This window comes from Aquidulcibacter sp. (assembly GCF_049239865.1).
GTDB lineage: Bacteria > Pseudomonadota > Alphaproteobacteria > Caulobacterales > Aquidulcibacteraceae > Aquidulcibacter.
The window spans coordinates 56,632-68,201 of sequence record NZ_JBMLTR010000133.1; the positions used below are offsets into that span (position 1 = coordinate 56,632).

The 11,570-nt window shown below is 49.5% G+C and carries 9 protein-coding genes; 2 read left to right on the forward strand and 7 right to left on the reverse strand.

The features are described 5' to 3' along the window. Nucleotides 1-8: 8 nt before the first annotated feature. Nucleotides 9-1,073: a non-hydrolyzing UDP-N-acetylglucosamine 2-epimerase gene (gene wecB, locus ACOVRA_RS09405; protein ID WP_421720065.1), complete on the reverse strand. Its 1,065-nt coding sequence runs from the start codon at nucleotides 1,071-1,073 to the stop codon at nucleotides 9-11. Nucleotides 1,074-1,325: 252 nt separating this feature from the next. Here wecB and ACOVRA_RS09410 point away from each other — a divergent pair, with 252 nt between their 5' ends. Next, nucleotides 1,326-2,756 (forward strand): hypothetical protein, encoded by a 1,431-nt coding sequence (locus ACOVRA_RS09410; protein ID WP_421720066.1) that lies wholly within the window; start codon nucleotides 1,326-1,328, stop codon nucleotides 2,754-2,756. A 92-nt stretch (nucleotides 2,757-2,848) separates the two neighbouring features. Here ACOVRA_RS09410 and ACOVRA_RS09415 read toward each other — a convergent pair whose 3' ends face one another. From ACOVRA_RS09415 to ACOVRA_RS09440, 6 genes are all read right to left on the reverse strand, one after another. Further along, entirely contained in the window at nucleotides 2,849-4,414 is a 1,566-nt protein-coding gene (locus tag ACOVRA_RS09415) for a glycosyltransferase (RefSeq protein ID WP_421720067.1), read from the reverse strand. A gap of 97 nt (nucleotides 4,415-4,511) precedes the next feature. After that, a complete protein-coding gene (locus ACOVRA_RS09420; RefSeq protein WP_421720068.1) occupies nucleotides 4,512-5,612 on the reverse strand; it encodes a glycosyltransferase in 1,101 nt (366 codons plus the stop codon). Between the two features lie 66 nt (nucleotides 5,613-5,678). After that, nucleotides 5,679-7,559: an asparagine synthase (glutamine-hydrolyzing) gene (gene asnB / locus ACOVRA_RS09425; protein ID WP_421720069.1), complete on the reverse strand. Its 1,881-nt coding sequence runs from the start codon at nucleotides 7,557-7,559 to the stop codon at nucleotides 5,679-5,681. Nucleotides 7,560-7,620: 61 nt separating this feature from the next. Next, nucleotides 7,621-8,493 carry an ABC transporter ATP-binding protein gene (locus ACOVRA_RS09430; RefSeq protein ID WP_421720070.1) on the reverse strand — a complete coding sequence of 291 codons (873 nt, stop codon included), beginning with the start codon at nucleotides 8,491-8,493 and terminating at the stop codon, nucleotides 7,621-7,623. Nucleotides 8,494-8,496: 3 nt separating this feature from the next. After that, nucleotides 8,497-9,357, reverse strand: coding sequence for an ABC transporter permease (locus tag ACOVRA_RS09435; RefSeq protein ID WP_421720071.1), 861 nt, complete (start codon nucleotides 9,355-9,357; stop codon nucleotides 8,497-8,499). A gap of 214 nt (nucleotides 9,358-9,571) precedes the next feature. Next, entirely contained in the window at nucleotides 9,572-10,588 is a 1,017-nt protein-coding gene (locus ACOVRA_RS09440; RefSeq protein WP_421720072.1) for a Gfo/Idh/MocA family oxidoreductase, read from the reverse strand. A 424-nt stretch (nucleotides 10,589-11,012) separates the two neighbouring features. On the opposite strand from ACOVRA_RS09440, the gene rfbC reads away from it, so the two are divergent. Then, nucleotides 11,013-11,570, forward strand: coding sequence for a dTDP-4-dehydrorhamnose 3,5-epimerase (gene rfbC, locus ACOVRA_RS09445; RefSeq protein ID WP_421720073.1), 558 nt, complete (start codon nucleotides 11,013-11,015; stop codon nucleotides 11,568-11,570).

Below are 11,570 nucleotides of genomic sequence, written 5' to 3' on the forward strand. Positions count from 1 at the left end.
GCCTCTTGTCAAGATCTACAATTACCTAAGAAATCAACTATGTGATTGACTATTTTGTTGGCTGCCTTGCCATCTCCATAGTCGTGGATAGTGCGGCGTGGTGCCGACCAATCGTCTTCTGTCCAAAGTCGGTTCCAACCTGCCTGAATCGTCTCGACCCATTCAGTCTCGTCGCGCAGGGTAATGCACGGCCTGGCATGGAAGTAGGCTTCTTTTTGCATACCACCAGAATCAGTGATCACGATGTCGCAACCGGCCATAAGTGCGTGAATGTCAAAATAACCGAGAGGATCAATCACCCGAACACCTTTGGGCACGATATGATTTGCTTTGAAAACAGCGCGTGTACGGGGATGAAGAGGCAGAATGACATTCAGCTCTTTAGCTTGATGCTCAATGAATTGAACGATTTTGTTTAACCGATCCAGATCATCTGTGTTTTCGGCACGGTGAAGTGTGCACAATGCGAAACGCTTTCCTGATAATTCAAGTGTTTCGACAATTTCGGAACGAGATCGACTTTGCTGCATCGCAAACAGGGTCGCATCAAAGTTGATGTCGCCAACTGTCTCAATCTGCGCACCATTACCTTCATTCCTGAGGTTCGTTACAGAGGCCTCTGTTGGGCAGAACAAAAGGCTAGATAGTTGATCAGCGATAAGACGGTTGATCTCTTCTGGCATGGCTCGATTGAACGAACGAAGCCCAGCCTCGACATGAATCAATGGTATCTGCATTTTGGCAGCAGTAATTGCGCCGGCAAGCGTTGAGTTCGTGTCGCCGTAGACCAAAATTGCATCAGGGCGGTCTGATTTGACAAGCTCTTCTAAGCCAATCAGCATTCGCCCCGTCATTGCCCCGTGGCCACCACCGCCTATACCTAGATGTCTCCAAGGGACCGGTATGGAAAGCTCTCGGAAGAAAATTTCGGACATATTGTCATCAAAGTGCTGACCTGTATGGACTATGTATTCTCTTAGTTGGCCAGTGCTTTGAATGACGCGACTCAGCGCGGCAGCTTTGATGAACTGTGGGCGCGCGCCAACGATCGTCATAATACTCGGTGCACTCACAATAACGTCCCCCAAAGCCAGAGTTAGGCCAAACCACCGACGATTTTCTCGCGACTTTGGCTCGAGTTTCGTGTCTAGCTTTGGTGATCTTCAACGGCAACAGGAAAGACTTTGCATCGATATCTTGACCCTAGTGCTGCGTTGTCGCAAGTGACTATCGAGCCGGTGCAACGAGCTTATTCGGATCGATTCCGTGAGTCTGTTTTAACCGCGTTTGGGATGGCAAATGCCAAATTGGGATAAAGCAAGAAAATGGCTGGCAAGAAATTGATTATCTCTCAAGAAGCAGGCCCAAAGAATGAAGACGGCATGGTCTCGCTGTCCAGTGTTTCCTCGATTTCGCTGCAAGATCTCAGTGCACCCGAAAAGCTGCAAGATTTAGCAGACTATGTTTCTGCACTCAGCGTTGAAAACGCAGTCCTTAAGGGGGAACGGGCCGGGGCCTTGTCTGCTTTAAGTGAAGCCAATCAGCAAGCTATGCTCTTAGAGATGCGGCTTGATCGCCTTCAGTCTGCATCGGATCGAGTAAGCCGAAATTTTGCGCAAGCTCGTGCAGAGCTAAAGGCTGCATGGGCTGAAGTGGACGCCAAGTCAGCATCTGCCATACAAGAGGCCGCTGCCTATGAAGAGAAAATCGCGGAGTTATCAAGAAATGTGGACGTAAGGCTTCAGGAACTCGAGCAAGAAAAAACTTCTTTGCTAGAAAGCGTCCAAAATCACGCCAGCAGCATAGAGGTAACTTTTAATGCTAATGCAGAGCAAATTAGCGAGCTGACCGCATCCAACGAGCAACTAACATCGCAGAGAGATGCTGCCTTCTCGAAGATTGAAGAATTCCGACAAGAAATAGATGCCATCACTGCCGCCCTCAATGCCAAAGCAGCAGAATTGAATGCACTGCAGGCTTTCAATGAGCAACTTCAGGCCGAGAAGAGTGCGGCCTTAGCAAATTCAGAAGCACTCACGCAATCAGTTGCCGGCCTCAGTGCTGATCTCAATGCCAAAGCAGAGGAATTGAATGCACTGCAGGCTTTCAATGAGCAACTTCAGGCCGAGAAGAGTGCGGCCTTAGCAAATGCAGAAGCACTCACGCAATCAGTTGCCGGCCTCAGTGCTGATCTCAATTTAAAGAACGAGGAGACTGAGGCCCTTACCGAAAGAGTTCAGCAATTAGAACACTCTGGAAATTTGGAATTAGCACGCGAAAGTGCGCGGGTTCAACAACTAGAAGGCGAATTGGTAATCGCGTCGAGGCGCTTAGAAACCTTAGAGGGTAACGCAGAATCCAAAGAGGGTGAGCTAAACGCTTTGGCCGTTACAACTGCTAAGCAGAGCAAAGCACTCTCTTTAAGCGAAGCAAAGGCTAAGCAGCTACTTCAGAAAGTCCGCAGTTTAGAGACGGAACTAGCGGCTAAATCCAAAGAAGGCGAAAAATTGCTTTTGTCGGTCCAGGAGTTGAAGGACAAGAATGCAGCGGCAGCAAAGAAAGCGGCACAATGGCAAAATCTTGAAACGTTAAACACGGCGTTGAAGGCAGATCTAGAAAAAGAGATTAGCCGCGCAAAACTTATTAGTGAAAGCAATGCAGTTCTGGAAGATACTGTTCAAGCGCTTGAAATGGCACTTACCGAAGAGGCTACGCGAACTAACGAACTAGCTGCTGCGATTGCTGCACTGTCGTAGACTTCATCAATTTCAGACCCAAAATTAGATGCGAGCTTAGCGGAAGGAAAACCTGTCTATTGCCCATGGAACTTGCCGCCATCCAATCTGCCCTAATTTGGCGCGAGGATTTTCTCAGAGCCCCGATCTGAGAGCCCCGAGTAGGTTACAAGCCTCTTAGTCTCGTTCCTAAAGTGTCTGTCAGGAACTTGGGGCTTCAAACTCTGTATGGCTTCCATAAATAGCTTTGATTCCGCCGACCATTCCCACCGCTCGCCCTTTTCCATCATGTTTGATTTCGCCTTTTGCAAATGGTCTGCGGTCGGATCGAAAATCTCATCAATGGCTTTCGCTATGGACTCTGGAGTCCCGAGATCGCGCGTAAGACCAAAGCCCTCGCCGTGAACTACTTGTCGCAGGAAGGGTAAATCGTTTGCAAGGATCGGAAGACGCGCCGCGATAAATTCGTAAAGCTTGTTGGGGGAACACAATTCGTGAAGTTTATCGATCGCCTTGTACGGTATTACACCGACATCAGCAGAAGCGGACCACCAAATTAGATCATCTTGAGCGACTGCTTTGACAAAATGTACCCGGTCACTGGCACCTGCCGCTCGAGCAACCTCCCCAAACGCATCAAAATCTCCGTATCCCATCATAACTAATTGAACGTCGGTTTTCACGAAAGCGAACGCTTCAATCAGCTCTTCTAACCCACGTACATGCCGCGGCATCCAACCCTGGTATAGGAGAATTTTCGTCTTCTTTGGAAGTTTTAGGTGCTCATGAAATAGAGTACCTTTGACACCAGGCTTGAAACCCTTGGGCGTGGTTGTGGCATTTTGAATTGTTACAAACGTCTTACCGTAAACCGCCTTGAAGAGATCCGCTATCAAGGGATTGACAGTTATCGCTACGTCAACCTTTGGCAATAATTTTCGTTCTCGGGTTCGAAGAAACCTTCGTTCCTCGGGCGAGAGTGAGGAGATATCGCTATAAAATTCGTGAGAATCATATGCCAGCGCAGCTCCGGTGGCACGCTTCGCCATAACCGCACCCATAAGCTGAGGGAGGTCGGTAGCAACAATCACATCCGGGTCATAATACGCCCCATAGTGCGCCATTGTTTTGTCCCAAGGCGTAGCCGCCATGATACCTTTGCCAGTACCAGCCGGGTTGTAGGACATCGCCTGCAGCGTTGACTTGGCCAAAGCGAGCAACCCCGCAAAAAGAGACACAAGCGCGACAGGGATGCTTAAAACCAAGACAAGTAGCCAAATACGCAGCCTGCGCAGAAGTGGCATCCATTTATCGCCAGAGCGACGAATAAGTCGTGGCCATTCTGTATCTCTGCGCAATAAGAACAGCGCCAAGGTTCGCAAAGGGCCGGTAAGCTTTATCTTTTTTAACCAACTTTGCCTTCCCGAATCCGCCACCTTCTGCCTTGAGCCGCGAATAAATCCGATCACAATTCCTAAAAATGTTGGCCCAACAAATCTTGGATAGTCATTTGTAACCCAATGTATTTTTGCCCCGCCTACGCGGGCTGAAGTTGGGGCAGTTCCGTCCTGCCGGGCAACTATGATGACTTCGTGGCCGTTCTCGGCCAATGTGTCGGCTTGATGAAGCGTGCGTCTATCAATAGATTTTGCGTCATCGGTTAGATAGACAAATCGCATTCTTCTTCCTTAGTGCAGCTGAGCAAGGTCATAGCCGAAGTGGGCTGTGGTGCCAAGCAGGCCAATCCGCCACGAAAAAAGCCCACTTCGTCCGCGATCAAGAAATGGCGGCCAATAATGTTTCAACTTCCACTTCCCACGAGACTGAACGTGCAAAATGGGAACATTGGGAACGCGCAGTGGTCAAATCTGTATTGGTTAGCCTGCATACCAGGGAAGCAATTTCAGTCGACTCAATCTCAGTTATCCAGCCCATTCCCCAAAGCTGCACTTCTTGGCTCAAATAGGGTAAATGGCTCGCAAGAATTGGAACATTTGCGGCTGGAAATTCCCATAATTTGTTAGGCGAGCAGTTAATTTGATTGGCACCTAATGGCTCATAGAGAATAGCGCCAATAGTCGCGCCAGCAGTCCAAAGCGGCAATTGTTCCCAGGGTTGAGGTGCGATCACCGAACAACGTTGTCCCCCTGCCAGAGCAATATCTTCTTGAAGCGGCCCAGCCCCCATAAAAACGACATGCCAGTTGGGTGGCAGCTTGCCGGCCGACAGCGCCAATGGAATTAGACCTCTCATCGACGATAGTCTTCCCTGATGAAGAATGATTTTTGTTCTAGGATCAAGGTCCAAAAGCTTATGGAGCCGCCCATCATAGTCCGGTTGGTTGCCAGCCTTTGGCGCATTTCTCAGAATTTGCGCGGCCGGAAATCTTGGGTAATCGTTTGCGTACAGCTGCGCAATCAGGGGATTAACCGTAATGAAGGTATCAATTCGATCTGCTGCACGCCTATGAATTCTGTGAACTGCTATTGCGCGAGCGGTATCATCCAAAACTTCCTCTGGATAATATTCATGAGCGTCATATATCAGCTTGAAATCAAGACGGGGCTTAATCCAAGCAGCAACCTCGAGGGTCTCTGGGTCACTAGCGACGACCGCACTAGGCTGGAGGCGCACTAAGTCGATCGCTAAGCTAATGCGACGCGCGTAAGCATTGGCTATGCCCATGGCAGATGTACTAGGCCGCTGCGTCAAGAATGCTGCACTCTGCGCCAGCGGTTGCAATACTTTGCTGAGAGCGGAAGTGTCTAGGACCCGAGCTCCCGCCATATCCCGGGTATTTAAATCTGAAGTGTTTCGCCAACCAACCATTTCCACGCGATATCCTCGCGCAATCAAGGACTCGCGTTGCTTTTCCAAGCGACTATCGTTTTGAACCAAGCTTGATCCAAGAATGCACACTAGCGGACGCGTCGTTGTTGCCATCTATAGCTCAATTTTATTTATGAGCATCCAATTTCCAAGTGATGCAAGCCGAAACACTGATGTCGCGTTGTTGGTGATGTCGCGTGCGAGAGCCTGAGCCTTCTGTGTATTCACATGATTTGGCAGGGACTTGCAGGCGTGCTCAACGCCTTGTTGCATCCATTGGCGCAGTGGCCCTGTCATCCAGCGCTGACTGGGAGTTTGAAAGCCCATCTTGTCACGCCGATCTATAATAACATCGGGGACGATGCCCCGCATAGCTTCCCGCAATGGCGCCTTTGATCGCCCATTGGCGTACATCGTGCTTGATGGGATTGCAGAGATAACGCGTGTCACCTCCAGTCCAAGGAAGGGCAGTCGGCTTTCAACGCCAAACGACATTGAGTTTCGATCTTCATAACGTAACAGGCTCGGTAACGAAAGATCAGAGAGCAAGTGCGCTATCTGCGAATCAAGCCTTGATAGACTTGGAACGGCTTTTGGCGAAGACGGCATAGCGCCATAGGTCAGCTGTTCTTTTGGCGGCCAATTTCCGCGCATTCGAGCTATACCTCGCCGAAGCGGCTCTGGAAGTAGCGCGCCAATTGCAGAGCGCTTGAGGAGATGCACATCAAGGCCTTCGTTAGAGATCTCCAACGCTTCACTTTCCTCCTGAAGCGCCTTGAAGCCTCGACTTGCGAGGGTGTCAGCAAGCCCGAATGTGACCATGCCACCATATCCAACTAGCAATTCATCGGCACCCTGTCCGTCTAGCATTACCTTTAAGCCGAGCGACCTTGCGTGGGCAAAAACCAATCGTTGAGCAATTACGGAGGTTGAAGCAAATGGCTCACCTTGATGGAGGCAGAGATCGTCAATGCACGAGGCGATTTCAGTATCGCTGGGTCTGACATGGTGCAAATTCATGTTGGGAAGACTTGCAGCGGCTTCCGCGAACATTTGCTCGCCTACCTGTCGACCGTTCCAGTCTTTTTCGTCGAAGCTAGCAAATACGCATTCGAAGCTCTGCTCCATTGGCAGAATTTGTGCCGCCAGACGAGCTATTGAGCTCGAGTCTAGTCCGCCAGACAAGCAGCTCCCTACGGGGACATCTGCAACTAAGCGGAGCGAAACAGATGATCGCAGCGCATCCCTGAGCGCCTCCGCTGCAACCGCAGGATCTTTGAAGGCGGCTTCCTTATCGGGGCTGTATCTGTCGCAAACACGCCGGCTCGACCATTCTGGTCTGCTACCCGTTAGGTCAATGGTTATGCAAGTTCCAGGAAGAACTCGATCAATTCCTTTGATGAAAGTATGAGGGCCCCTTTCAGCGATTCCAAGATCTAAAAAGACTTTTGCAACGTCCCAGTTCAAACATTTTTCTATGATACCTGCATGAGCAAATTGTTGTAACTCCGAAGAAAATGCAAAGCCTGAGCCACTTGCACTTCGCCAGAGGTGGAGCGGCTTCTCACCGAAACGATCTCGTGCTGCGATAAGCTGCTGCCTCGCTGCATCGAAGATAATCAATGCGAACATGCCGTCTAGGCGGCGAAAGAGATCGTATCCCCAGTGAGTCCATGCCGCCAAGAGAACTTCAGTGTCACTGGTTGTCGTGAAAGAAACTCCAAATGTCTGGAGTTCAGTTCGAAGGTCCTTAAAATTGTAGATTGAGCCGTTGAACACAACAGAAAGATCACCGCGTTGCATCGGCTGGGCAGCTTCTTGCGTAATGTCATAGATTGATAGGCGGCGATGGCCCAGATTTAGTTCACCACACGAAGTCTGCACCGATAAAAGTCTTTTGCCATCGGGGCCGCGGTGCGCCACCGCGTCCATTGCGCTTAAGCTGCGGCCGGCTTCTGACGAGTCGATGTTAAGGCTGACCCACAATCCACACATGATGCAAAATTACCCCGGCTCGTCCTAAGCGACTAGGTGGCGACCTACAACCTGTATGAACTCATGGTTCAAGCAATATCTTGTTTTTAAGCGCGATACCTTCTTCAACATCGCACCATGCAACTTGGCCGCCACGTTCAAGCACCAATACACTATTGCACCACTCTCGAACCAATCCGTCACTATGCGTTCCTAAAAACACGATTGTATCGTCATGGATCCAGTTTTCCACGCGTTTTGCGGCGCGATCGAAAAAGCGCGCATCACCAGCGCCAATCCACTCGTCCATCACATAGATATCAGCGCGCACGCTTGTTGCGATTGCAAAGGCCAAACGTGCAACCATGCCACTTGAATAAGTCCTAACTGGGCGCAGGATATCATCGCCAAGTTCACAGAACTCGACAATGTCGTTAACCCTTGATTCCATGTCAACTTTGCTCAGACCTATATAGCGGCCGCGCGCATAAATGTTCTCAAGGCCGGACAAAAAGCCGTCCATGCCCAACATAATGTTGAGCAAAGGGACAATGGACCCGTTGCGCTGGAATCGCCCAACTTCGGGTTCATAAATGCCCGCTATCATACGCAAAAGAGTAGTTTTACCGGCACCGTTGCGGCCAAGAATACCAATACGGTCACCGGGGCGGGCGTGAAAATTGATTCCACGCAAAACTACCTTCGGGCGCTTGTTTCTGTGCTTGGACGTCAGGCCAGCGGCGCGCAGCATTGCAACTTTTATGGAATGGGTATCATCTAGATGGGTTGGAAATGTAAGCCCAACTTTACTCATCCACACGTGAGCTTCATCAATCTCCGGCGATCCGATGTTTCGCAATAGCGCGCGTCTCGGCTGTCCGCTTTCGGAGCCCTCTACATTCGGCGCGGACGGGGCAGCCTCGGCACTAGCCTGAAGGGAGTCGATCTCTGACATTGCTTATACCCAAATTGCTATCATGCGACGGAAACGCACAAACACCACTGCCAACAGGCCCCACAAAACAGCCGCGGTAAAGATTGCGCCAAGCCAAATTGGTAGAGGAGTCATCACACCCAAGAAAGGATCGCGCAACACCCGCAACAAATAATACACAGGATTAAGGTCCACAATAAGGCGCCCTAACCCCTTAACCTGAGAATCATCCCACCAAACTGGCGACACATAAACAACAAAGCCCAAGATAGTCGAAAGAGCGGGCACGGTATCACGGTAACGTGTCCCGAGAAAACCAAGTAACGCACCGATTGGAAACAGCAGCAATAGACCCATCAGCAAACTGAAAGGTATCATGTACCAAAGCACTGGCTGTGTCGCCGTCAATGCGGCCACGACTGCGACAATTGGTAAGCCGTGCGCAAGTACCAAGAGGTTTCGAAGCAATAGGGTAACGGGTATATAGGAAGTTGGGGTACGAGTTGAATGCAAAGCTACCTGTGAGGATGGGTACATGCTGGCCGATTCGATCAGCCAGGTCTGAATGAACTGCCAGTACACGATGCCTGCGCATAGATAATTGAGATAAGTGGTCCAAGGCATTTTAAACAGGAAAGTGCCCAAGAACGAAAAAGCACCGATAAACGTAATCGTTCCTATGACAAGCCATAAGGGCCCCAAAATAGACCGCGCATATCGCGACGCTAACTCCTGCCCTGCAATCTCAATGGCCTGGGGAATATGACGAATTGTCCACTTGATGTCCGCCAAGGCTTCGGCAACCCGTTGCCCTTTCCCTGATTGGACCCGCTCTACATAAAGGCGGTCTTCGCGGTCACGATGTTCTAATGCCTGTTTAGTCATACTGTTTCCGTATTGGGATAAAAGACTGGGCGAAACATAGCCGATTATGGCAATTGTCGTTCACTCGCATAGGGGTGTAAGCCGCACTCACATCTAAACCTGCGACTTAGCCTCGCTATGTGTTCCTATTGTGATGACAAAGACCCCAATCTTAGTCTAATTGAAGCCATAGGCCTGACAAACAGGCCCCAGACCAACAATTGCGGTTGGGCGTCTAATAACCACCATTTCTCAAACAGTCCAGTGCGGCCTGCAGGTTTCTAAGGCCATCATTACCTGAAACATGGCCTGTGCCGTTTGACAGAATTGAAGTAACTGATGCTTCATGCTGTGCCAAGAGTGGCTCTTTAGAAACGACGGCCAACTGCTTCATCGTGTATGACCCATCTGATTTATATTCAGAGTACTCACTAACCTGCCTAGTTATCAAATCAGCTACGATAAATTTGGACGACGTAGCGATCTGAAGCTGCCTTAGCTTGAATGGTGTTATCCAATTGGTGTTTATACTTGCCAGAACGCCGTTTTCTGTCTTGAATTGCAAAAGTGCGGTATCTTCGCGTGCTGCCTTCACGCTTGCGAGAGCTGCTGATATGGACGCAAGTTCAGATTGTGCGATCGTGCGAATGATATCGATATCGTGCACGGCCAAATCAATCACGACACCCACATCAGACATTCTCGGCGGAAACGGCCCAACACGAGTGATATTAATACTAATCGGCGCGCTTTCACCAAGAGCTTGTTTTGCTGCTATCACAGCAGGATTGAACCTCTCGACATGGCCGACCATTAGCAATCTGTTAACAGCCTTCGCCTTGTCAATCATCGACAACGCATCTTCAATCGTTGGCGCGATGGGTTTTTCAACCAAAACATGGCAATTTCGATCAAACATGTCGAGAGTTGCTTGTTTATGCGCGGAATTTGGAACAGCCACAACAGCATAGTCAATTGGAGTATCAGGAAGTTCGTCAATCGAACCATATCCTTTGCAACCGAAGGCCTCACTTGCTTTGCCTAATGTTGCAGCATCGCCGTCTACCAACCCAACAAGCTCAATGCTTGGCATAAGTTGAAGCACTCGCGCGTGATTTCTGCCCATGTTCCCTAGGCCGATTACAACGGTTTTAATCCGGTTCATTTCTCTGATAACCTCAATCTTGGCGAGTTCATATTCTTTGAATTGTCGAATATAACACCCAACCAGTGTTTGCAAACCAAACAACATTTGGGTTGCGCCTTACCGAATGAGGCAGAATGGAATCACCGTAACAGGCTCAAACAAAGAAATTATTTTAGTCAATTTTTTTGATGCTTAAATTGGAAGTGCGGATTAAGCCTGTTCGAGAGGAAGCGCCTGTAGATGGTATTGCCGGAGTACCAGCTTTCGCCATAGCGAGCAGAATTTTCTCTGGCGACTCTTGATGTAGTTGCACGGCAAACAAGAGACTTGCGAGATTAACAACTTGAACTAAACAATCCTCAAATTCTTTGTATTCGTTCCGCTGAAGCCACCAAGCGCTTGACATTCTTCGCTTTGCGCCGCTACCTGACCTTTATTCAATGTCGCGAAAGCAGTCAGCAGAAGCTACCTTGGAGAATGTTGTTACGTCGAGATTGGCCCGGAAAGATTTGGCGAGTTACAGAACTGCATGAAAATCACACCTTTGGCACTTGAAGGCATTGTGCTGATAGAAATCCCGGCTTTTGAAGATTCGCGCGGCATGTTTATGGAAACATGGCGGGAAGATAGATTTTCTGACGCTGGCGTTACTATGAAATGGCACCAAGATAATCTTTCGATTTCGCGGCAAAAAGGCACGATTAGGGGGATGCACTGGCAAATCCAGCCCTTTGCACAAGCCAAACTCGTCCGTGTAGTGAACGGTCGAATTTTGGATGTAGTTGTGGATATTCGTCGCGGGTCGACGACATTTGGGAAGGCAATTGGGGTCGAGTTGTTGGGCAATGCCAACCAAGCGCTTCTGGTGCCGGTGGGTTTCGCGCATGGATTCTGTACTTTGGAGAACGATACAATCGTCATATACAAAACCAGTGCTAACTATAATCCGGCCAGTGAGAGATCGCTAAATTGGGCCTGCCCTGATCTGCAAATCTCGTGGCCCATAAATGCATCTGAGGCCATCGTTTCACAAAAAGATAGCGACGCGCCAGCTTGGGCGGATCTAGCAGGTGAGGATATGTTTTGA

What these genes read in the sequence shown, in the direction of transcription:
- ACOVRA_RS09440 (WP_421720072.1), bottom strand. Translation starts at nt 10,588, where the DNA reads ATGTTGTTTGGTTTGCAAACACTGGTTGGGTGTTATATTCGACAATTC.
- rfbC (WP_421720073.1), top strand. Translation starts at nt 11,013, where the DNA reads ATGAAAATCACACCTTTGGCACTTGAAGGCATTGTGCTGATAGAAATC.
- ACOVRA_RS09410 (WP_421720066.1), top strand. Translation starts at nt 1,326, where the DNA reads ATGGCTGGCAAGAAATTGATTATCTCTCAAGAAGCAGGCCCAAAGAAT.
- asnB (WP_421720069.1), bottom strand. Translation starts at nt 7,559, where the DNA reads ATGTGTGGATTGTGGGTCAGCCTTAACATCGACTCGTCAGAAGCCGGC.
- ACOVRA_RS09415 (WP_421720067.1), bottom strand. Translation starts at nt 4,414, where the DNA reads ATGCGATTTGTCTATCTAACCGATGACGCAAAATCTATTGATAGACGC.
- ACOVRA_RS09435 (WP_421720071.1), bottom strand. Translation starts at nt 9,357, where the DNA reads ATGACTAAACAGGCATTAGAACATCGTGACCGCGAAGACCGCCTTTAT.
- ACOVRA_RS09430 (WP_421720070.1), bottom strand. Translation starts at nt 8,493, where the DNA reads ATGTCAGAGATCGACTCCCTTCAGGCTAGTGCCGAGGCTGCCCCGTCC.